The sequence below is a fragment of the Acidovorax sp. CCYZU-2555 genome, assembly GCF_018413525.1.
Taxonomy (GTDB): Bacteria; Pseudomonadota; Gammaproteobacteria; order Burkholderiales; family Burkholderiaceae_C; genus Comamonas.
In genome coordinates this window covers 31,306-52,726 of sequence record NZ_JAHCDD010000038.1, presented here as the reverse complement: position 1 = coordinate 52,726, position 21,421 = coordinate 31,306, and the positions used below count along the sequence as shown (strand labels likewise).

Annotated in this window: 22 protein-coding genes; 14 read left to right on the top strand and 8 right to left on the bottom strand. The window is 66.3% G+C overall.

Translation table 11 applies throughout. From position 1 onward, the window contains the following. The 3 genes from KHY18_RS27440 to KHY18_RS14620 form a co-directional block, all read left to right on the top strand. On the top strand, nt 1-85 hold an 85-nt coding region (locus tag KHY18_RS27440; protein ID WP_213301131.1), incomplete at its 5' end, for an AraC family transcriptional regulator. A 118-nt stretch (nt 86-203) separates the two neighbouring features. Beyond that, nucleotides 204-1,325 carry a cupin domain-containing protein gene (locus KHY18_RS14625; protein ID WP_213301122.1) on the top strand — a complete coding sequence of 374 codons (1,122 nt, stop codon included), beginning with the start codon at nt 204-206 and terminating at the stop codon, nt 1,323-1,325. Between the two features lie 301 nt (nt 1,326-1,626). Then, a complete protein-coding gene (locus KHY18_RS14620) occupies nt 1,627-1,920 on the top strand; it encodes a hypothetical protein (protein ID WP_213301120.1) in 294 nt (97 codons plus the stop codon). A gap of 166 nt (nt 1,921-2,086) precedes the next feature. On the opposite strand, the gene bamC is transcribed toward KHY18_RS14620, so the two are convergent. The 5 genes from bamC to KHY18_RS14595 form a co-directional block, all read right to left on the bottom strand. Continuing rightward, nucleotides 2,087-3,184 (bottom strand): NlpB/DapX family lipoprotein, encoded by a 1,098-nt coding sequence (bamC, locus tag KHY18_RS14615; protein ID WP_349630297.1) that lies wholly within the window; start codon nt 3,182-3,184, stop codon nt 2,087-2,089. Nucleotides 3,185-3,224: 40 nt separating this feature from the next. Then, complete coding sequence (dapA, locus tag KHY18_RS14610; protein ID WP_213301118.1) at nt 3,225-4,121, bottom strand: 4-hydroxy-tetrahydrodipicolinate synthase; 897 nt, start codon at nt 4,119-4,121, stop codon at nt 3,225-3,227. Between the two features lie 121 nt (nt 4,122-4,242). Beyond that, nucleotides 4,243-4,767: a class I SAM-dependent methyltransferase gene (locus KHY18_RS14605; RefSeq protein WP_213301115.1), complete on the bottom strand. Its 525-nt coding sequence runs from the start codon at nt 4,765-4,767 to the stop codon at nt 4,243-4,245. 11 nt (nt 4,768-4,778) lie between these two features. Beyond that, nucleotides 4,779-4,925 carry a hypothetical protein gene (locus KHY18_RS14600; protein WP_213301112.1) on the bottom strand — a complete coding sequence of 49 codons (147 nt, stop codon included), beginning with the start codon at nt 4,923-4,925 and terminating at the stop codon, nt 4,779-4,781. Between the two features lie 3 nt (nt 4,926-4,928). Continuing rightward, nucleotides 4,929-6,122, bottom strand: a complete 1,194-nt coding sequence (locus tag KHY18_RS14595; protein WP_213301109.1) for an MFS transporter — start codon at nt 6,120-6,122, stop codon at nt 4,929-4,931. Between the two features lie 166 nt (nt 6,123-6,288). On the opposite strand from KHY18_RS14595, the gene KHY18_RS14590 reads away from it, so the two are divergent. The 3 genes from KHY18_RS14590 to parC are packed head-to-tail and all read left to right on the top strand — an operon-like array spanning nt 6,289 to nt 11,482. Beyond that, nucleotides 6,289-8,274: a DNA topoisomerase IV subunit B gene (locus KHY18_RS14590; protein WP_213301107.1), complete on the top strand. Its 1,986-nt coding sequence runs from the start codon at nt 6,289-6,291 to the stop codon at nt 8,272-8,274. Nucleotides 8,275-8,288: 14 nt separating this feature from the next. After that, on the top strand, nt 8,289-9,143 hold the full coding sequence (locus KHY18_RS14585) for a lytic transglycosylase domain-containing protein (RefSeq protein ID WP_213301104.1): 855 nt from the start codon (nt 8,289-8,291) through the stop codon (nt 9,141-9,143). Continuing rightward, nucleotides 9,140-11,482 carry a DNA topoisomerase IV subunit A gene (parC, locus tag KHY18_RS14580; RefSeq protein WP_213301098.1) on the top strand — a complete coding sequence of 781 codons (2,343 nt, stop codon included), beginning with the start codon at nt 9,140-9,142 and terminating at the stop codon, nt 11,480-11,482. Before KHY18_RS14585 ends, parC begins: the two co-directional genes overlap by 4 nt. A 67-nt stretch (nt 11,483-11,549) precedes the next feature. Here parC and KHY18_RS14575 read toward each other — a convergent pair whose 3' ends face one another. Then, on the bottom strand, nt 11,550-12,008 hold the full coding sequence (locus tag KHY18_RS14575) for a RidA family protein (protein WP_213301095.1): 459 nt from the start codon (nt 12,006-12,008) through the stop codon (nt 11,550-11,552). Between the two features lie 124 nt (nt 12,009-12,132). Between KHY18_RS14575 and KHY18_RS14570 the strand changes: the two genes are divergently transcribed. The 7 genes from KHY18_RS14570 (at nt 12,133) to KHY18_RS14540 (ending at nt 19,671) form a co-directional block, all read left to right on the top strand. Beyond that, nucleotides 12,133-14,613: a DNA internalization-related competence protein ComEC/Rec2 gene (locus KHY18_RS14570; RefSeq protein WP_213301092.1), complete on the top strand. Its 2,481-nt coding sequence runs from the start codon at nt 12,133-12,135 to the stop codon at nt 14,611-14,613. A gap of 112 nt (nt 14,614-14,725) precedes the next feature. Next, nucleotides 14,726-16,207 (top strand): circularly permuted type 2 ATP-grasp protein, encoded by a 1,482-nt coding sequence (locus KHY18_RS14565; RefSeq protein ID WP_213301089.1) that lies wholly within the window; start codon nt 14,726-14,728, stop codon nt 16,205-16,207. After that, the gene (locus tag KHY18_RS14560) at nt 16,201-17,157 is read left to right on the top strand and encodes an alpha-E domain-containing protein (RefSeq protein WP_213301087.1); all 957 of its coding nucleotides are present in this window, start codon (nt 16,201-16,203) and stop codon (nt 17,155-17,157) included. Before KHY18_RS14565 ends, KHY18_RS14560 begins: the two co-directional genes overlap by 7 nt. Nucleotides 17,158-17,223: 66 nt before the next feature. Beyond that, nucleotides 17,224-18,327, top strand: a complete 1,104-nt coding sequence (locus KHY18_RS14555) for a saccharopine dehydrogenase family protein (protein ID WP_213301084.1) — start codon at nt 17,224-17,226, stop codon at nt 18,325-18,327. Nucleotides 18,328-18,329: 2 nt separating this feature from the next. Further along, nucleotides 18,330-18,830: an SRPBCC family protein gene (locus KHY18_RS14550; RefSeq protein ID WP_213301081.1), complete on the top strand. Its 501-nt coding sequence runs from the start codon at nt 18,330-18,332 to the stop codon at nt 18,828-18,830. After that, complete coding sequence (locus KHY18_RS14545; protein ID WP_213301079.1) at nt 18,827-19,204, top strand: DoxX-like family protein; 378 nt, start codon at nt 18,827-18,829, stop codon at nt 19,202-19,204. Before KHY18_RS14550 ends, KHY18_RS14545 begins: the two co-directional genes overlap by 4 nt. Continuing rightward, nucleotides 19,201-19,671 (top strand): DUF2269 family protein, encoded by a 471-nt coding sequence (locus KHY18_RS14540; protein WP_213301076.1) that lies wholly within the window; start codon nt 19,201-19,203, stop codon nt 19,669-19,671. The genes KHY18_RS14545 and KHY18_RS14540 overlap by 4 nt, the downstream gene beginning before the upstream one ends. Nucleotides 19,672-19,689: 18 nt before the next feature. On the opposite strand, the gene KHY18_RS14535 is transcribed toward KHY18_RS14540, so the two are convergent. Next, nucleotides 19,690-19,956 (bottom strand): VF530 family protein, encoded by a 267-nt coding sequence (locus KHY18_RS14535; RefSeq protein ID WP_213301074.1) that lies wholly within the window; start codon nt 19,954-19,956, stop codon nt 19,690-19,692. 101 nt (nt 19,957-20,057) lie between these two features. Then, on the bottom strand, nt 20,058-20,534 hold the full coding sequence (gene bfr / locus KHY18_RS14530; protein WP_213301072.1) for a bacterioferritin: 477 nt from the start codon (nt 20,532-20,534) through the stop codon (nt 20,058-20,060). Between the two features lie 261 nt (nt 20,535-20,795). On the opposite strand from bfr, the gene ahpC reads away from it, so the two are divergent. Then, on the top strand, nt 20,796-21,359 hold the full coding sequence (ahpC, locus tag KHY18_RS14525) for an alkyl hydroperoxide reductase subunit C (protein WP_213301070.1): 564 nt from the start codon (nt 20,796-20,798) through the stop codon (nt 21,357-21,359). Nucleotides 21,360-21,421 lie beyond the last annotated feature (62 nt).

Here is a 21,421-nt window from a genome sequence, read left to right as displayed (position 1 = left end):
CGGCTTCAGCAACAGCGCGCATTTCAGCCGCGCGTTCAAGGCGTATGCCGGCATGGCGCCCAGCGAGTTTCGGGCATTGCGCTGAGCCAGGGCATTCTGTGCTCAAGCCCTGGGCACGATCCCTTTGAGGACAAGCAAACAGCCCCGGCGGCATACATAGGACAATGCAGCCTGTTTCTTAGATCGCGACCCCGTTGACCACCATGGATATTGACCAACCCCTCGCCCTGCTCGGCGGAATGACCGCTTCCCAGTTCATGCGCCGCCACTGGCAGAAGAAGCCGCTGCTGGTGCGCCAGGCCGTGCCCGCGATGGTCGCGCCCGTGGGGCGCGACGCGCTGTTCGCGCTCGCCGGCCAGGACGGCGTCGAGTCGCGCCTGATCCGCCAGCAGAAGAAGGGCTGGACCATGGACCACGGCCCGTTCGGTGCCAAGGACCTGCCGGCGCTGAGCCAGAAGGCCTGGTCGCTGCTGGTGCAGGGCGTTGACCTGCACGACCAGGGCGTGCACGCGCTGCTGCAGCAGTTCCGTTTCGTTCCCGAAGCCCGGCTCGACGACCTGATGATCAGCTACGCCACCGACGGCGGCGGCGTGGGCCCGCACTTCGACAGCTACGACGTGTTCCTGCTGCAGGCGCATGGCACGCGCCGCTGGCGCATAGGCCAGCAAAAGGATTTGACGCTGCAGGAAGGCGTTCCGCTGAAGATCCTCGCCGATTTCGAACCCGAGCAGGAGTTCGTGCTCGAGGCCGGCGACATGCTGTATCTGCCGCCGCGCTACGCCCATGACGGCGTCGCCGAAGGCGAGTGCATGACGTATTCGATCGGTTTTCGCGCGCCTGCGCGTGAAGAACTGGCGCGCGAGCTGCTGCTGCGCATGTCGGACGAACCCGATGAGCCCGAAGCGCCCGTGCTGTACCGCGACCCCAAGCAGGAGGCCGTGGAAAATCCCGGTGAAATTCCCGCCAGCATGGCCGACTTCGCGCGCAAGGCGCTAGAACGCGCTCTGGCCGAGCCGCTGGCGCTGGAGCGCGCGCTGGGCGAATACCTGACGGACCCCAAGCCCAATGTCTGGTTCGAGGCGGGTGAAGAGGGCGTGATGCTCGAAGCCCTGGTGCTCGACCGCCGCACGCGCATGATGTACGACGCGCGCCATGTGTTCATCAACGGCGAAAGCTATCTGGCCGCGGGCCGCGACGCCAAGCTGATGCGCCGGCTCGCCGATGAGCGCGCGCTGTCGGCGCGCGATCTGGCCAAGGCCAGCGACGACGCGCTGGAACTGCTGGCTTCCTGGCATGAAGCCGGCTGGGTGCGCAGCGCCGAATGAGGCCGCGCAGGGCTGGGCACAGTTTTTTTACCGTGCCGGCCCTATTCCTGTCAGCGAAAACCGGGGCTCGCGCGTTAAGCACATAGGCCTGCACTGCGGCCAACGGGTAAACCCGAAAAAAAGTTTGTGGCCAATTGTAGAAGTGTCGTCAGGAATCGTCAGGATTCACGAAATCTCCCTATAATTGCCCGCTGTGTCGCAGTAATTATCTTGCGACTCTGCCGCAACGTTCCATGGCTGCAAGAGGCTGGCCGTTAATGGCATATCGAATTCTCACTGCTCCTCAATTAGGAAAACTGACATGAAGAACTCTCTCGTTCTGGCTACCGTGATCGCTGCTGCTGCCCTCGTCGCTTGCGGCAAGAAGGAAGAAGCTGCTCCCGTGGCCGCTCCCGCTGTGGAAGCTCCTGCTGCTGCTCCCGTGGAAGTCGCTCCTGCTGCTCCCGTTGAAGCAGCTCCTGCTGCCGCTGCTGATGCCGCCGCTGCTGGCGCATCCGCCACTGCTGCTGACGCTTCGGCTGACGCTGCCAAGGCTTCGGAAGAAGCTGCCAAGGCTGCTGCTGACGCTGCCGCTGCCGCTGCTGCTCCCAAGTAATGCATGCGCCGCTGGGGTCCGGTTCGCCGGCTCCCAGATTGGCACAAAAGCCCCGGTCCTGCGACCGGGGTTTTTTTTCGCCCGCGCCACATTTGGGCAATGAAAAAGCCACCGCATGCGGTGGCTTTTTCTTGGTCGGCCCACGAGGGACCGTCAGGCTTGGGCCTTATTTCATATCGTCGGTCAGCACGCGCACGATGCGCTGGGCGTTGGCCGAGGTTTCGGGCGCGCCGGCCGTGGTCAGCACCGACACCGTCGAGCGTTCGCCTTCCGAGCGCACCTGGACCTGGTACTTGACCGGGGCCGAAGCTTCGCCGCCCTGGCTGAAGATGCGGCTGAAGAAGCCCTTGGCCTTCTGCTCTTCGGGAGAGACGTAGCGCACATAGTAGATGCCGCGGCTGCGGTCGCGGTCTTCGACCGTGAAGCCGGTGCGGTCCAGCGCCAGGCCCACACGGCGCCAGGCGCGGTCGAAACCTTCTTCCAGCAACACCACGGGGGCGTTGTTGATGGTGTCCATGCGCGCGCTGGGCGCGGCCGATGCGGCCGGCGCCGAAGCCGCTGCGGCCTGCGACTGCTCCTGGGTCAGGCCCAGCTTGACCATCAGGCGGCGCAGGAATTCGGTTTCCAGTTCCGTATCAGCGGGACGCGGCTGCCAGGCCGTGGAGTCTTTCTGCTGCGTGGAATAGACCTCGATCATGCCGCGGTGGGTGATGTACACCTCGGTGCCGCCGTCGGGCTTGCGCTCCAGGCGCGTGCGGAACTTGTCGCGCTCGCCGGTGGAGTACAGCGAGTCGAACACCTTGCCCAGTGCCGAGCGGATCACGTCCTGCGGCAGCTTGGCGCGGTTTTCGGCCCAGTCGGTTTCCATGATGCCGAGCTTGGCGTCGTCCTGCACCAGCACGAAGCCGTTCTCGAGCCAGAACTCACGCACCGGGTCCCAGAGCTTGTCGGCGGGGCGCTGGATCACGAGCCAGCGCTGATTGCCCACGCGCTCGATGCGCACATCGCCCACGGCGTTGACCACGGTCTGTGCGCCGGTGGCTGCGGGTGCATTCTGGCCGGCCTGCAGCGCATTCGCCGAGACCACGCCGCCGGGCACGTTGTAGCGCGTGTCGCGCGTCAGCTGGCTCAGATCGGGTGGAACTTCGAGCGTGGGCGCCTTGACGGCGCTCTTGTAGTCGATCTTTTCCGAATTGAAAGTGGTGCAGGCAGAAAGCGCCATGGCAAGGCCCAGCAGGCCCAGACGTGCAGTAGTTGGTTTCACGCGAAAAATCCTCGGTGCTCTGATAAGGGGGAACGCAGGCTCAGATCAGCTCTGCGGAGCGCAGCGCGCTCTCGACTGCGTCCACATATTGGGGGCTCAGGTCGGTCATAGGCAGGCGCATGGTCGCGCCGCACAGGCCCAGGCGTGCGACAGCCCACTTCACCGGAATCGGGTTGGCTTCCACGAACAGGTTCTTGTGCACCGGCATCAGCTGGCGCTGGATCTGCATCGCGCGCTGCACGTCGCCGGCCAGCGCCGCCTTGCACAGTTCGCTCATCAGGCGCGGCGCCACGTTGGCGGTCACGCTGATGTTGCCGTGGCCGCCGCACAGCATCAAGGCGACGGCGGTCGGGTCATCGCCCGAGTACACGCCAAAGCCCGCGGGCACATCGCGGATCAGCCATTGGGCGCGCTCGATGTTGCCCGTGGCTTCCTTGATGCCGATGATGCCGGGAACCTGGGCCAGACGCAGCACGGTCTCGTGCTGCATGTCGGCGACCGATCGGCCCGGCACGTTGTAGAGAACCGTGGGCAGGTCGCCCACGGCTTCGGCAATCGCCTTGAAGTGCTGGTACTGGCCCTCTTGCGTGGGCTTGTTGTAGTAGGGCACGACTTGCAGCTGGCTGTCTGCGCCAACGGTCTTGGCGAACTGCGCCAGCTCGATCGCTTCGCGCGTCGAGTTGGCACCGCAGCCGGCCATGATGGGCACGCGCTTGGCGGCTTGCTCGACGGACACGCGAATGATCTCGCAGTGCTCTTCCACATTGACGGTGGGGGATTCGCCGGTGGTGCCCACCACGCCGATGCAGTCGGTACCTTCGGCGATATGCCAGTCGATCAGTTTACGCAAGCTCGGGTAGTCGACACTCCCGTCTTCGTGCATGGGTGTGACGAGGGCAACAATGCTGCCAGTGAGGGCGACGGTGGAAGAGGTCATGTCCGCAGTTGAAAACGGGAAAGAGACATTCTAACGAGTGCGCGCAACCTGCAGGGTGCTCGCAGTCGTACGAAGGGAATGGGGACTGTTTCTGGAGGAAAGAAATGCAGCCATTGGCGTCCTAAATCGCGGCCAGCGTTTCGCTGCCGGGCAGGTTTCGCACGGCGGCGATGCGCTGCACGCAGCGCGCCGGGTCGTCGAGCAAACCGTGTTCGTAGGCTACCACGCGCAGTTGGTCACCGCAGGCGCGCAGCAGTTCGCCGGGCTGCAGCAGAAAGTCGGGGCGCGAGGGCTTGCCAAAGCGCGCATTGCCATCGGCAAACGTTTCGTACAGCAGCACGCCGCCGGGCGCGACACTCGCCACCAGCGTGGGCAGCAGCGCGCGCCAGAGGTAGTTCGTGACGATCACGGCATCGAACTGCGCGCCCGGCAGCGGCCAGGCGCCTTGCTCGATGTCGGCGCACAGCCGCTGCGCCGACGCGGGCAGCGCCGCGAGCGCCTGCTCGCAGCGGTCAATGCCCAGGCAGGAATGGCCGCGCTGGGTGAACCAGTGCACATGCCGGCCCTGGCCGCAGGCCACGTCGAGCACGGTGCCGCCTTCGGGCACCAAGTGGCTGAAGCGTTGTATCCAGGGCGAGGCGGTCATCGGGGCTTCCATCAGAAACAGGCCCACACTTGATCGGCCATCAGCAGCATGAATTCGGGGTCGGTATAGAGCCCGAACACCGCGGCCAGCACCAGCGCGACCAGGGCCCAGCCCAGGCCCGTGAGCAGGCGTTGGCGCAAGAGGGGGTGCTGCGTCATGGCTCAGGCCGCGGCGGGCGTGGGCCGCTGCAGCGCGGCTTCGCGCACCGGCAGGTTGATCAGCGCGGCGAACACGCCCAGCGCGATCGACAGATACCAGACGATGTCATAGCTGCCGCTGCGGTCATAGAGATAGCCGCCGAGCCAGACGCCCAGGAAGCTGCCCACCTGGTGGCTGAAGAACACGAAGCCGCCGAGCATCGACAGATGCTGGATGCCGAAGATCTGCGCCACGGTGGCATTCGTCAGCGGCACGGTCGACAGCCACAGGAAGCCCATGGCCGCGGAAAACACATAGACCGACGCGGGCGACAGCGGCACCAGCAGGAATACCACCGTGACCACCGAGCGCGCGATGTAGATGCCCGCGAGCAGATAGCGCTTGGGGAAATGCTGGCCCAGATTGCCGGCGATGTAAGTGCCGAAGATGTTGAACAGCCCGACCAGCGCCAGCGAATAGCTGGCCACATGCGGCGCGAGACCGTAGTCCTTGAGGTAGCTGGGCATGTGCACGCCGATGAACATCACCTGGAAGCCGCAGACGAAATAGCCCGCGGTCAGCAGCAGGAAGCTGGGCGTGCGGAACGCTTCGGCCATGGCTTGGCGCACGGTCTGCTCGCGCTGCGGCCGCGGAGTGCTCGAAGAAAAACCGGGTTCGCGCAGGCCGAACGCCAGCGGCACGATGATCAGCACCAGCATGGCCAGCACGATCAGCGCATTCGACCAGCCGATCTGGGCAATCAGCGCGCCTTCGACCGGCACCATGAAGAACTGGCCGAACGAGCCCGTGGCGGCGATCACGCCCATCGCCCAGGAGCGTTTCGCCGCCGGAATCTGCCGGCCCAGCACGCCGAACACCACTGCATAGGTGGTGCCGGCCTGGGCCGCGCCTATCAGCAGGCCTGCCGTGAGCGCGAACCAGGTCGGTGTGGTCGACAGCGCCATGCCGGTCAGCCCCAGCGCATAGGCCGCGGCGCCGGCCAGCAGCACGCGGAAGGCGCCGAAGCGGTCGGCGACGATGCCGACGAAAATCCCCATGATTCCCCAGGCAATGTTCTGGATGGCGATGGCCATGGCGAAGGACTCGCGCGTCCAGCCCATTTCCTGTGTGATGGGCTGCAGCCACAGGCCGAAGCCGTGGCGAATCCCCATGGACAAGGTAACGACTGCGCCCCCGCACAGCAGCACCTGCATCATGGACAGTGGTGTTGGTAATGTTTTTTGCATGATGATGCGACTGTAGCCAAATTGGCCACGCGCCGCTGCCGCACAGGCGGCTTTGCGGGGGGCAGCACAGAGGTCGCAAGGCCATGCTGTTTGCCCATACAGCTTTTTGCATTGCGCAGCACTACAATCCCAGCCCATGGCAGCTAAACCTTCATCCTCCTCCACGAGCGCTTACTCCGAAGGCTCTATCCGCGTGCTCAAGGGCCTAGAGCCCGTCAAGCAGCGGCCGGGCATGTACACGCGTACCGACAACCCACTGCATATCCTGCAGGAAGTGGTGGACAACGCGGCCGACGAAGCCTTGGCCGGTTACGGCAAGAAAATCAAGGTCATCCTGCATGCCGACCATTCGGTCAGCGTGGAGGACGACGGTCGCGGCATTCCCTACGGCCTGCATCCCGAAGAAAACGCGCCAGTGATCGAACTGGTGTTCACGCGCCTGCATGCGGGCGGCAAGTTCGACAAGGGCCAGGGCGGCGCCTACAGCTTCTCCGGCGGCCTGCACGGCGTCGGCGTGTCGGTGACCAATGCGCTGTCGACGCGCATGGAGGTCACGAGCTTTCGCGACGGCCACAGCGCACGCCTGGTGTTTTCCGCGGGCGACGTGATCGAGCCGCTGCAGATCGTGCCGCTGGCCAGCGGCGAGCGCAAGCGCGGCACCACGGTGCGCGTCTGGCCCGACGCCAAGTATTTCGAGACCGCGCAGCTGCCCATGGGCGAGCTGGTCCACCTGCTGCGCAGCAAGGCCGTGCTGATGCCCGGCGTCACCGTGACCCTGGTCAACGAGAAGACGCGCGACGCGCCCCAGGTCTGGCAGTACAAGGGCGGACTGCGCGACTATCTGCAGCAGAACCTGCACGGCGAGCCCGCGATTCCGCTGTTCGAAGGCGAAGGCTTTGCCGACCGCAACCACGACAGCTTTGCCGAAGGCGAAGGCGCGGCCTGGTGCGTGGCGTTCACCGAAGACGGTGCGCCGGTGCGCGAAAGCTATGTCAACCTGATTCCCACCACGGCCGGCGGCACGCATGAAAGCGGCCTGCGCGACGGTCTGTTCCAGGCCGTCAAGAGCTTCATCGAACTGCATTCGCTGCTGCCCAAGGGCGTCAAGCTGATGCCCGACGACGTGTTCGCGCGCGCCAGCTATGTGCTCAACGCCAAGGTGCTCGATCCCCAGTTCCAGGGCCAGATCAAGGAACGGCTGAACTCGCGCGACGCCGTGCGCCTGGTCTCGGGCTTTGTGCGTCCGGCGCTCGAGCTGTGGCTCAATCAGCATGTCGAGTGGGGCAAGAAGCTCGCCGAACTCGCGATCAAGGCCGCGCAAAGCCGCCAGAAGGCCGGCCAGAAAGTCGAGAAGCGCAAGGGCTCGGGCGTGGCCGTGCTGCCCGGCAAGCTGACCGACTGCGAAAGCCGCGACCTGCTGCACAACGAAGTCTTCCTGGTCGAGGGCGATTCCGCCGGCGGCAGCGCGAAGATGGGCCGCGACAAGGAAACCCAGGCCGTGCTGCCGCTGCGCGGCAAGGTGCTCAACACCTGGGAAGTCGACCGCGACCGGCTGTTCGCCAACAACGAAATCCACGACATTTCGGTGGCCATCGGTGTCGATCCGCACGGCCCCAACGATTCGCCAGACCTGTCGGGCCTGCGCTACGGCAAGGTCTGCATCCTGTCGGACGCCGACGTCGACGGCTCGCACATCCAGGTGCTGCTGCTGACGCTGTTCTTCCGCCACTTCCCCAAGCTCGTCGAGGCCGGCCATATCCATGTGGCGCTGCCGCCGCTGTTCCGTGTCGACGTGCCCGCGCGCGGCAAGAAGCCCGCGGTCAAGGTCTATGCGCTCGACGAAAGCGAACTCGCCGCCATTTTCGAGAAGTGCGCCAAGGACGGCGTGCCGCGCGAGAAATGCCAGGTCAGCCGCTTCAAGGGTCTGGGCGAAATGAACGCCGAGCAGCTCTGGGACACCACGCTCAACCCCGACACCCGTCGTCTGCTGCCCGTGCAGCTGCTGAACATGGACTTCGCGGCTTCCGAAGGCGTGATCACCAAGCTCATGGGCAAGGGCGAGGCCGCCGCGCGGCGCGAGCTGATGGAACTGCACGGCGACGCCGTGGAAGTCGACATCTGAGGCCCGGGTAACGCATGCCCGACAGCGCCCGCCTTCCATCGCTGGACCGCAGTCTCGGCCACCGCCTGCTGGCGGCAGGCCTGCTGTGCCTGGCGCTGGTGACGGGCGCGGCGCATGCCGATCTGTGGGCGTTTGTCGATGCGCGCGGCGTCACGCATTTCGCGGCAGAGAAGCTCGACGAGCGCTATGCGCTGTTCTTTCGCGGGCCGAGCTTCGATTCTGAACGTGACATAGGCGCGCAGCAGGCTGGCGCCGTGGACGCGGACCCGCGCACCACGCTGGCCGCGCGCTCGCGCGTGCAGTCGTATTTCGACATCCTGCCGGCCTACAAGAGCGTGCGGCCGCACCTCAAGCGCGCGGCCGAGCGCAGCGGCGTCGACTACGCGCTGCTCAAGGCCGTGATCGCCACCGAGTCGGGCTTCGACGTGCACGCGGTCTCGGCCAAGGGCGCGCTGGGCCTGATGCAGCTGATGCCCGCGACGGCCGAACGCTTCGGCGTCACGGCCGTTGGCACGCGCACGCTGGCCCAGCAACTGCATGATCCGGCCGTGAACGTGCCTGCGGGCGCGCGCTACCTGCGCCATCTGCTGGACCTGTTCGACGGCCGGCTCGATCTGGCCCTCGCGGCCTACAACGCGGGTGAAGGCGCGGTGCGCCGCGCGGGTCAGCAGATTCCGCCGTTCAAGGAAACCCAAAACTATGTGAAGACCGTGCTGGCGCTGTACCGCCAGCTCCAGCCGCTGGCGCCCGTCGCCGCGGCCTGGGTCGCAGGCGCCGATCAGGCGCCGGCCGAACGCTCTTCGCGCATACGCATGACGCTGCCCGCGGGCAGCGCGCGCGAGTCTATTGACGAGAAACGAGAACAATGAGCGATCAAGATACTTTGGATCTGGCGGCGCAAGCCAATGGCGATGCGCTGGACCTCGGAACCTATGCGCAACGCGCCTACCTCGAATATGCGCTGTCGGTGGTCAAGGGCCGGGCCCTGCCCGATGTCTGCGACGGCCTGAAGCCCGTGCAGCGGCGCATTCTCTATGCGATGGACCGCATGGGCCTGAGCTATTCGGGCAATACCGCGCCGCGTCCCGTCAAGAGCGCGCGCGTGGTCGGCGATGTGCTGGGCCGCTTCCACCCGCATGGCGACCAGTCGGCCTATGACGCGCTGGTGCGCATGGCCCAGGACTTCGCCCAGCGCTATCCGCTGGTCGACGGCCAGGGCAACTTCGGCAGCCGCGACGGCGACGGCGCCGCGGCGATGCGCTACACCGAAGCGCGGCTGTCGAAGATCACCGGCCTGCTGCTCGACGAGATCGACGAGGGCACGGTCGACTTCGTGCCCAACTACGACGGCTCCACGCAGGAGCCGCGCCAGCTGCCCGCGCGCCTGCCGTTCAGCCTGCTCAACGGCGCCAGCGGCATCGCCGTGGGCCTGGCGACCGAGATTCCCAGCCACAACCTGCGCGAGATCGCCGACGCCTGCGTCGCGCTGATCAAGAAGCCGCAGCTGACCCAGGCCGACCTCGCGCTGCTCGTTCCCGGCCCCGACTATCCCGGCGGCGGCCAGATCATCAGCAGCCCGTCCGACATCGCCGACGCCTACCGCACGGGCCGCGGCAGCCTCAAGGTGCGCGCGCGCTGGAAGATCGAGGAACTCGCGCGCGGCCAGTGGCAGATGGTGGTCACCGAACTGCCGCCCGGCGTCTCCACGCAGAAGGTGCTCGAAGAGATCGAGGAGCTGTCCAACCCCAAGATCAAGACCGGCAAGAAGGCGCTGACCCAGGACCAGCAGCTGCTCAAGGCCAACCTGCTGGCCGTGCTCGACGGCGTGCGCGACGAGTCGAGCAAGGATGCGCCGGTGCGCATCGTCATCGAGCCCAAGAGCGGCAAGGTGCGCCAGTCCGATCTGTCGCACATGCTGCTGGCCCACACCAGCCTCGAAACGTCGAGCTCGATCAATCTGACGATGATCGGCCTCGACGGACGGCCCGTGCAGAAGTCGCTGCTGCAGATGCTGCAGGAGTGGATCGAATTCCGCCAGAGCACCATCACCCGCCGCTCGCAGCACCGCCTGGCCAAGGTGCTGGACCGCGCCCACATCCTCGAAGGGCGGCAGATCGTGCTGCTCAACATCGACGAAGTGATCGCCATCATCCGCGAGAGCGACGAACCCAAGGCCGCGCTGATCGAACGCTTCGCGCTGTCGGACCGCCAGGCCGAAGACATTCTTGAAATCCGGCTGCGCCAGCTCGCGCGGCTCGAAGCCATCAAGATCGAGCAGGAGCTCGCCGCGCTGCGCGAAAGCCAGGGCAAGCTCGAAGACATCCTGGGCAATCCCGGCACCCTGCGCAAGCTGATGATCAAGGAGATCGAAGCCGACGCCAAGCAGTTCGCCGACGCGCGCCGCACGCTGATCCAGGAAGAGAAGAAATCGGTCGCCGAAGTGAAGGTGGCCGACGAACCCGTCACGGTGGTGGTCTCGGAAAAAGGCTGGGTGCGCGCGCGCCAGGGCCATGGACACGAAGCCGCGAGCTTCACCTTCAAGGCCGGCGATGCGCTCTACGGCACGTTCGAATGCCGCACCGTCGACCAGTTGCTGGCCTTCGGCAGCAACGGCCGGGTGTATTCCGTTCCGGTCGCGCAATTGCCCGGCGGGCGCGGTGACGGCCAGCCCGTGACCACGCTGATCGAACTCGAAAGCGGCACGCAGCTGCAGTACTATTTCGCGGGCCCGGCCCAGGCCTGCCTGCTGCTGGCCTGCTCGGGCGGCTACGGCTTCCTGGCGAGCGTCGACAGCCTGGTCTCGCGCAACAAGAGCGGCAAGGCCTTCGTCAATCTGGCCGAAGGCGAGACGCTGTGTGCGCCTTCTCTGGTGAGCGGTGGTTCGGGCAGCGTCGTTCAACCCGCCGCGACCCATGTGGCCGTGGGCTCGGTCGGCGGTCGCATCCTGACCTTCGAGATCAGCGAGCTCAAGACCATGACCAGCGCCGCGCGCGGCCTGATGCTGCTGGCGCTCGAAGACGGCGACCAACTGGCGGGCGCCGCTGCCTACACGCGCAGCATTCGCCTCGAAGGCACGGGCCGCGGCGGCAAGGCACGCGACGAAACGCTGGAAATCCGCAGCCTCAACAACGCGCGCGGCAAGCGCGGCGCCAAGGGCAAGGCGGCCGACCTGGGCTTCAAGCCGGCGCGCATTACGCGCGTGGAATGAGCACGGGTCTGGTGACGGGCCGGTTCATGAAAAAAGCCCCGCAAGGGGCTTTTTCTCGTTCTGCTTTTTAAGCCAGTTCTGCAATCAGCTCGATTTCCACGCACGCACCCATGGGAATCTGCGCCACGCCGAACGCGCTGCGTGCATGCTGGCCCTTGGTGCCGAAGACTTCGCCCAGCAGTTCGCTGCAGCCATTGGTGACCAGGTGCTGTTCGGTGAATTCGCCGGTGGAGTTGACCAGGCTCATCACCTTGACGATGCGCTGCACGCGGTTGAGGTCGCCGCCGGCCGCATGTTGCAGCGTGCCCAGCAGGTCGATCGCCACGGCGCGCGCCGCGGCCTTGCCTTCCTCGGTGCTGATGTCGCGGCCCAGCTGGCCGGCCCAGACCTTGCCGTCCTTCTTGGCGATATGGCCGCTGAGGAACACCAGCGAGCCGGTCTGCACATAGGGCAGGTAGGCGGCGGCGGGCACGGCCAGCGCGGGCAGTTCGATCTGCAGTTCATTCAGCTTGTTGTAAACGCTCATCACGGTTTCCTTTGGCAAAAAATCAGGGAAAAGGGGTCGTCCGAGAGTGTGACATAGGCAGTGCCAACGCTGGGCGCATGGGCGGCGTTGGCATTGTCGGATGGCGCTGGCTAGCATCTGCGCCATGCGCGCCGCGCTTCGCTCTTCATCGAATTCGGCAGCCGTCTTCCGGCCGCTGCGGCCCTGGTCTGGCTTTCAGGCGGCGCTCCTGGGCCTGGTCGCTGGCGCAGCCTGGCAGGTCACGCAGCCAGCGCTGTGGCGTTCGCAGGACTATGCAGCCCTGCTGTTCGCGGGCCTGGCGCTGGTCGGCGCGGCATGCATTGCCCAGCGGCGCGCGCACCGCGGCGTCGTCTGGCTGCTGTGCGTGCTGGCCGCAGCCTGCGCCATGGCCGCGGGCTGCGGCGCACGCGCGCTCGCTTACCAGTCGCAGGCGCTCGATGCCGCGCTCGAAGGCCGGGATTTGCGCCTGACCGGAATCGTCGCCGCCATGCCCGAGCCCGCGCCCTGGGGAATGCGCTTTCGCTTTGCGGTCGAACATGCCGAAGTGGCGGCCAAAGGGCAGGGCGCAGCGGTGCGCGCGCCTGCGCTGATCGAGTTGAGCTGGCAGGGGCCGCGCGCTGGCGAACGGGCCGGGGCGCAGGCCGGCCCCATGCCGCTCACGCCGGGCGAGCGTTGGTCCCTGACCGTGCGCCTCAAGGCGCCGCACGGCCTGCGCAACCCCCATGGTTTCGACCAGGAGCTGTGGCTCTGGGAGCAGGGCGTGCAGGCCACGGGCTATGTGCGCCTGGGCAAGGCACAGGCGCGGCCGCAGCGGCTGGCGCAGACCGGGCGCTACCCCGTCGCGCGCCTGCGCCAGCAACTGCGCGATGCCATCGTCGCGCCGCACGATGCCGACCCGGCCTGGCAGCGCGCGCGCGGCGTGGTCGCGGCGCTGGTGGTCGGCGACCAGGGCGCGATCGATCACCGCGACTGGGAGCTGTTTCGCGCGACCGGCGTGGCCCATCTGATGAGCATTTCGGGCCTGCACATCACGCTGTTTGCCTGGATCGCGGCGGCGCTGCTGGGCTGGGCCTGGCGGCGATCGGCGCGCTGCTGTCTGTGGCTGCCCGCGCCCACGGTCGCGCTGGTCGGCGGCGTTTTGCTGGCGCTGGCCTATGCGCTGCTCAGCGGCTGGGGCCTGCCCGCGCAGCGCACGGTGGCGATGCTGGCCGTGGTCGCGGGCCTGCGCCTGGCGGGCGCGCGCTGGCCCTGGCACCAGGTCTGGCTGCTGGCGCTCGCGGCGGTGGTGCTGGCCGACCCCTGGGCGCTGTGGCAGGCGGGCTTCTGGCTGAGCTTTGTCGCTGTCGGCGTATTGTTTGCTGCGTCGGCGCGTGACGAAGGCGCGGCGCAGGGCCTGCGCGCCCGCGCGCTCGCGCTGCTGCGCACCCAGGCGGTGGTCACGCTGGCGCTCACGCCGCTGAGCGTGCTGCTGTTCGGCCAGGTCTCGCTGGTCGGCGTTGTGGCCAATCTGCTGGCGATTCCCTGGGTCACGCTGGTGGCCACGCCGCTGGCCTTGCTGGGCATGGTCTGGCCCTCGCTGTGGCAGCTGGCCGCGGCCAGCGTGCTGCCTTTAATGGCGGGTCTGGCCTGGCTTGCGCAGGCGCCCGCGGCCCAGCTGTTCCTGCCCGCGGCGCCGGCCTGGGCCGGGCTTGCGGCGGTCGCGGGCGGCATCTGGCTGGTGCTGCGCCTGCCTTGGCCGTTGCGGCTCATGGGCCTGCCGCTGCTGCTGCCCGCGCTGTGGTGGCAGCCCGCGCGCCCCGCATCCGGCAGCTTCACGCTGCTCGCGGCCGATGTCGGCCAGGGCAATGCCGTGCTGGTGCGCACGCAGTCGCACAGCCTGCTGTACGACACCGGCCCGCGCTACGGCCCGCAAAGCGACGCGGGCCAGCGCGTGCTGGTGCCGCTGCTGCGCGCGCTGGGCGAGCGCCTCGACGTGCTGATGCTGAGCCATGGCGACAACGACCATATCGGCGGCGCCGCGGCCGTGCTGCGCGCCCAGCCGCAGACCGCGTTGCGCGGAGCGCTGGATCCGCAGTGGCCGCAGTCCGTGCAGCGTTCGGTCACGGCCTGCGTCGCGGGCCAGCGCTGGGCCTGGGACGGCGTGGCTTTCGAAGTGCTCCATCCCTTGCCGGGCGCGTCTGCGAGCGCCGCCGCGACCGCTCCCAATACGCTCAGCTGCGTGCTGCGCATCGTCGGCGCCAATGGCGCCACTGCGCTGCTCGCGGGCGATATCGAACGCGCGCAGGAAGCCGAGTTGCTCGCCGGGCGCGCGCCCCTGCGCGCCGACTGGCTGCTGGTGCCGCACCATGGCAGCAAGACCTCGTCGAGCGCCGAATGGATTGCGGCCGTCGCGCCGCGCCATGCGGTGGTGCAGGCCGGTTACCGCAACCGCTACGGCCACCCGGCCGCGCCCGTGATGCAGCGCTACCGTGCGCAGGGCGTGAATGTGGTGACCAGCGCACGCTGCGGCGCCGCCCTGTGGTCGTCGGCGCAGCCGCTGCAGCTGGCCTGCGAACGTAGGTCAAAGCCGCGTTATTGGCAGTCAGGTAGTGTCTCCGTCAATTGAAGTGCAACGAGCGTAACAATCCTCTTGCGCGCTGGGTACACTGAAGCGTCAGGCAAGCGCACAGCCGTATCAGGCACTAAGCTTGCTTGTTGGGCTCCAGGAGGCTCCGCTGATGCAAAGATTCGACGAAATGTATGCAACCACGCCCTTTGAGGGCAGTGATGTTCGACCGCATTACAAAGATTACCGGCAATGGCTTTCACGCCAGCCGGGTGCGGCCATGGAGGCGCGGCGCGCCGAGGCGGAAATGATTTTCCGCCGGGTCGGTATCACTTTCGCCGTCTACGGCGCAAAGGATGAGGGCGGGGCCGGCCGGGAGCGGCTGATTCCGTTCGATCTGATACCGCGCATCATTCCCGCGCAGGAGTGGTCGCACATGCAGCGCGGCCTGGTGCAGCGCGCGACCGCGCTCAATCGCTTCATTCACGACGTCTACCACGGCCAGGAGATCCTGCGCGCGGGCATCGTGCCTTCCGATCTGGTGCTGCAAAACGCCCAGTACCGCCCGGAAATGGTGGGCGTCAAGGTGCCCGGCGACATCTATGCGCAGATTGCGGGCATCGACATCGTGCGCGCCGCGAATGCCGATGGTGTGGGCGAATATTTTGTGCTCGAGGACAATTTGCGCGTGCCTTCGGGCGTGTCGTACATGCTCGAAAACCGCCGCATGATGATGCGGCTGTTCCCCGAACTGTTTGCCCAGCATTCGGTGGCGCCGGTCGCGCATTACCCCGACCTGCTGCTCGACACGCTGCGCGCCGTCGCGCCCGCGGGCGCGCCCGAACCCACGGTGGTGGTGCTCACGCCGGGCATGCACAACAGCGCCTATTTCGAACACGCGTTCCTGGCCCAGCAAATGGGCGTGGAGCTGGTCGAAGGCCAGGATCTGGTGGTCGAGCACGACACGGTGTTCATGCGCACCACGCGCGGCCGGCGCCGCGTCGATGTGATCTATCGGCGCCTCGACGACGACTTTCTCGATCCGGAAGTGTTCCGCGAAAGCTCCACGCTGGGCTGCCCTGGCCTGATGCGCGCCTACCGCGCGGGCAATGTGGCGATCTGCAATGCGGTCGGCACGGGCGTGGCCGACGACAAGTCGGTCTACCCCTATGTGCCCGACATGATTCGCTTTTACCTCGGCGAGCAACCGCTGCTGTCCAACGTGCCGACCTGGATGTGCCGCAAGCCCGACGATCTGCGCTATGTGCTCGACCATCTGCACGAGCTGGTGGTGAAGGAAGTGCATGGCGCGGGCGGCTACGGCATGCTGATCGGCCCGGCCGCGACGCGCGCCGAGATCGAGGATTTCCGCCGCGCGCTGCTCGCCAACCCCGCGGGCTACATCGCCCAGCCCACGCTGAGCCTGTCGAGCTGCCCGACCTATGTCGAAAGCGGCATCGCGCCGCGCCACATCGATCTGCGGCCGTTCGTGCTCAGCGGCAAGACCGTGAAGATGGTCGCGGGCGGATTGACGCGCGTGGCCTTGAAGGAAGGCTCGCTGGTGGTCAATTCATCACAGGGGGGCGGGACCAAGGATACCTGGGTGCTCGAAGGCGCGGATGACGCCGGCCTTGAAGGGAGTGTTGCATGCTGAGCCGTACCGCCGACCATTTGTTCTGGATGTCGCGCTATGTCGAGCGCGCAGAAAACACCGCGCGCCTGCTGAGCGTGGCCTACGACACCTCGATGCTGCCCCAGGCCCAGGGCCAGGCGCGCAAGGCCTGGCAGGGCGTGCTGTCGATCAGCGAGCTGGTGCCTGCGTACCAGGAGTCGCACGCCGAAGTGACGCGCGACAAGGTGCTGCATTTCCTGGTGCATGACGAGAGCAACAGCGCTTCCATCGTGTCGTGCCTGCGTTCGGCGCGCGAGAACGCGCGCGCGGTGCGCGGCGCGCTGACCACCGAAGTCTGGGAAACGCACAACCAGACCTGGCTCGAAGTCGGCAAGCAGCTCGACGATGGCGCTTTCGAGCGCGATCCCGCGCAGTTCTTCGAGTGGGTCAAGGACCGCTCGCACCTGTCGCGCGGCGTCACGCAAGGCACCATGCTCAAGGACGAGGCCTACCGCTTCCTGCGCCTGGGCACTTTTCTCGAACGCGCCGACAACACCGCGCGCCTGCTCGATGTGAAATTCCACGCGATCGAGCGCGACTACCACGGCAGCGTGCGCGGCAAGGGCGTGGTGCAGTTCGACTTCTACCACTGGAGCGCGCTGCTGCGCAGCGTCTCGGCCTTCGAGGTCTACCGCAAGGTCTACCGCGACGTGATCACGCCCGAGCGCGTGGCCGAACTGCTGATGCTGCGCGCCGACATGCCGCGTTCGTTGCTGGCGAGCATGCAGGAAGTGGTCGACAACCTGGCGCTGGTGGCGAACGAGCAATCGGGCGAAACCCAGCGCAAGGCCGGCCGGCTGTTGGCAGACCTGCGCTATGCGCGCATAGACGAAATCCTGGCCACAGGGCTGCACGCCTATCTCACGCAGTTTCTCGAACGCGTCAATGCGCTGGGCGCGGACATCAGCCGGGATTTCCTGGTGCCGAGCTGAGGTGCAGCCCCTGAGCGCTGCACCTCGCTCGGGGCGCTGCGTGCGGTTTACTTACAATTCAGGATCATGAAAATTCTGATCCTGGGTGGTTACGGCAATTTTGGCGCGCGCATCGGCAAGGCATTGGCTTCGGACCCGAGGTTGGAAATTCTGGTTGGTGGCCGCAGCCTGGCGCCTGCCCAGGCGCTTGCGAGTTCATTGGGCGCCACGGCGCGCGGTGTCTGCATCGACGTCGATGCGAGCGATTTTCTCGGCCGCCTGAACGAACTCGCACCCGGGCTGGTGATCCACACGGCCGGCCCTTTCCAGGGGCAGGATTACCGGGTGCCGCTGCAGATCGCCCAGGCCGGCGCGCATTACATCGATCTGGCCGACGGCCGGCGCTTCGTCTGCGACTTCGCGGCCCAGGTCGATGCGGCGTTTCGCCGCGCGGGGCGCAGCGCCATTTCGGGCGCGAGCACGGTGCCGGCACTTTCTGCCGCCGTGGTCGACCACCTCGCGGCGGGCTGGCAGTGCCTGCACAGCATAGACACCTGCATCGCCCCGGCGCAGAGCGCGCCGCGCGGCAAGGCCACGCTGGCCGGCGTGCTCGCGTACTGCGGCGAACCGATACGGATACTGGAGAACGGCCAATGGGTGCAGCGCCCGGGCTGGGCCAGTCCCACGCCCGTGCGTTTCGCGCGCCTGAAGCCGCGCCGCGGCGCGCTGTGCGACATCCCCGATCTGGAGCTGTTTCCCGCGCGCTATCCCGGCGTGGAAACGGTGATGTTCCGCGCGGCGCTCGAAGTGGGGCTGGCGCAGCAGGCGTTCGCGGCGCTGTCGTTCCTGCGACAAAAAAGGCTGCTGGCGGCGCCGCGCAAACTCGCGCCGCTGCTGCATTCGCTGGGCCGGGCTTTCGATCCGCTGGGCAGCGCGCTGGGCGGCATGGTGGTGCGCGTCGCGGGCCTGGACGCCCGGGGCCAGCCCGCGCGGCGCGCATGGCATATCGCGGCGGACCATGACCATGGTCCCGAAATTCCCTGCATGGCGGCCATCCTGCTGGCGCGGCGGCTGGCGCGCGGCGAGCAGCTGCCTGTTGGTGCGCAGGCCTGCACCGGCCTGCTGGCGCTGGCGGAGTTCGCGCCCGAGTTCGCGCGCTGGCGCATGGCAACCGACATCGTGGAGGAATGACCATGGCGCATCGCCGCTTCGAGTTCGAAATGCCCGCGGCCGCCGACGTGGTCTTCGACACGTTCCACTACCACGCCTGGCGCGCGCGCTGGGATTCGCTGGTCGGCCAGGCGCATGTGGTCGGTGGCGCGCCTTGTGCGTTCGTAGGCGCTGAAACCGAGAACACCGGCGGGCGCTGGTTGAAATTCCTCTCCATGCGCACGCGCTTTGTCACGTTCGACCGGCCCCGGCTGGCGGCGGCGACGATGGTCGGCAAGTCGTTTCCGTTCACCCGCTGGGCGGCGTCGATGAAGCATGCAGACCTGGGGCCGGAGCGGTCCCTGCTGACCTACATCTACACGATCGAATCGGGGCCGGCGCCGGTGGACTGGCTGATCGGGCCGGTGGTCGACTGGGTGTTCGCGCGCCAGACCCGTCAGCGCTTCGAGCGCATGCGGGTATTCCTCGAAAGCCATGCGCACGAGGTCGTGGCCTGGCAGCGCGCTCAAGGTCTGGTCGGATGAGCCGCATGGGCGCCGACCCGGATCGGCTGCTGCGCATGAGCCTGGTGCTGGTCTGGCTGGTCACAGGCGTGGTCAGCCTGGTCGAGCTGAACGGACAAAGCCGCACCGTGCTCGCCCAGGCCGGTCTGGCGTCGCCGCAATGGCTGGTGCTGGCACTGATCTGGGGCGGGGCCCTTGCGGATCTGGCCATGGGCCTGGCGCTGTGGCTGCGGCCCGGCCGTGCGGTCTTTGTCGCGGCGCTGGCGCTGATGGTCGTCATGACGATCACCGCGACCGTGCTGCAAGCTTCGCTGTGGCTGCACCCGTTGGGGCCGCTTCTCAAGAATCTGCCCATTGCCGCCGTGCTGTGGCATCTCGCGCGGCGCACCGCATGAACACTTACCTGCTGCTCAAGTGGATCCACATTGTCTCCAGCGTCGTGCTCGTGGGCACGGGCCTGGGTTCGGCTTTCTACATGTTCTTCACGAACCGCAGCGGCAGCGTCGCGGCCCAGGCCGTCGTGAGCCGGCTCGTGGTGCGCGCCGACTGGTGGTTCACCAGCCCGGCGGTGGTGGTCCAGCCGATCACGGGGCTGGCGCTGGCGCACATGGCGGGCTGGCCGTTGTCCACGCCCTGGCTTGCGCTGTCGATCGTGCTCTATCTGTTCGCCGGCCTGTGCTGGCTGCCCGTGGTCTGGCTGCAGATCAGGATGTCTCGCCTGGCCAGCCAGGCTTTCGCCGCGGGCCAGCCTTTGCCGGCCCTGCATGCGCACTACCAGCGTTGGTGGGAGCGCCTGGGCTACCCGGCCTTCGCGGCGATGGGCATCGTGTTCTACCTGATGGTCAACAAGCCGGCGCTCTGAGCGCCCTGTTCGATGCGCTCAGCGGCCGCCTCTGCGTTTTTCGCGCAGCATGAACAGGTACAGGCCTTCGACCTTCTCGCGCGCCCAGGGCGTCTGGCGCAGGAACTTGAGGCTCGAGTTGACGCTGGGCTGGCTCTGGAAGCAGCGAATGGGCACCAGCCGCGCAAGCTCTTCCCAGCCATAGTGCGCCTGCAAGGCTTCGACGATGGCGGCCAGCGTCAGGCCGTGCAAGGGGTTGTTGGCTTGCTTCGGGGGAGCGGGGGGCGTCTCGGGCGGATTCTGCATGGGGGCGAGCATAGCGATATTGGCGCTCTGCGTTGCGTTCAGGGGCAAGCAGGCGAAAAAAAAGCGGGCCAGGCCCGCTTTCAATTTTCATCGTGGAAGTTTTATTCCAGCTCACCCATCTGCGATTGCAGATAGTTTTGCACGCCGACCTTGTCGATCAGGTCGATCTGGGTTTCGAGGAAGTCGATGTGCTCTTCCGTGTCGTCGAGGATCTTCTGCAGCAGGTCGCGCGAAACGTAGTCGCGCACCGATTCGCAGTGGGCAATGCCGTCCTTGATGGTCTGCTGCGCGCCCAACTCCAGGCGCAGATCGCAGGCCAGGCACTCGGGCACGTCTTCGCCGATCTGCAGCTTGCCCAGATCCTGCAGGTTGGGCAGGCCGTCGAGCGTGAAGATGCGGTCCATCAGCCAGTCGGCGTGCTTCATTTCGCCGATCGACTCTGCGTATTCCTTCTTTGCCAGCTTGTCGAAGCCCCAGTGCTTGTACATGCGGTAGTGCAGGAAGTACTGATTGATGGCCGTCAGCTCATTCTTCAGTTGTGCCTGCAGGTGGGCAATGGCTTGTAAATCGCCTTTCATGGGGAACTCCTTCGCTTTATGTGAATGCGCCAATTGTCGCTGTTCACAGGATGGTTGTAAGGGCTTGTCCCTGCAAATCCGGTCTGTCTGCGTTTGATGATGACTCGCGTTCTCGTTATCCGGCTGCAGGTCGAGGGGCTATGAATCATGGTATTTGATAGCCAAATTCAATTGACATAATAAAGTCAATTGATTGGATATATCCTGTAGAAGCTCTAAACTTCATACCTGTGTTCAGTCGCATTACCTAAGGAAGCAACCATGTCCGTTATCAATACCGAAATCAAACCTTTCAAGGCCAGCGCTTTCAAGGCCGGCAAGTTCATCGACATCACTGAAAAGGACGTGCTGGGCAAGTGGGCTGTGTTCGTTTTCTACCCCGCCGACTTCACCTTCGTCTGCCCCACCGAGCTGGGCGACGTCGCTGACCACCACGCAGAATTCCAGAAGATGGGCGTGGAGATCTTCTCCGTGTCCACCGACACCCACTTCGTGCACAAGGCCTGGCACGATGCATCGGAAACCATCGCCAAGATCCAGTACACCATGATCGGCGACCCGACCATGGCCATCTCGAACAACTTCGAAATCCTGCGCGCCGACCAGGGCCTGGCCAACCGCGGTACCTTCATCATCGACCCCCAAGGCGTGATCCAGGCTGTGGAAATCACCGCCGAAGGCATTGGCCGTGACGCCACCGAACTGCTGCGCAAGGTCAAGGCTGCTCAGTACGTCGCCGCTCACCCCGGTGAAGTCTGCCCCGCCAAGTGGCACGAAGGCGAAGCCACGCTGGCTCCTTCGCTGGATCTGGTCGGCAAGATCTAAGCAATTGCCCCTTGAAAAGCCCGGGGCGACCTGGGCTTTTTTTGAAGCACTTGAACTTTAGC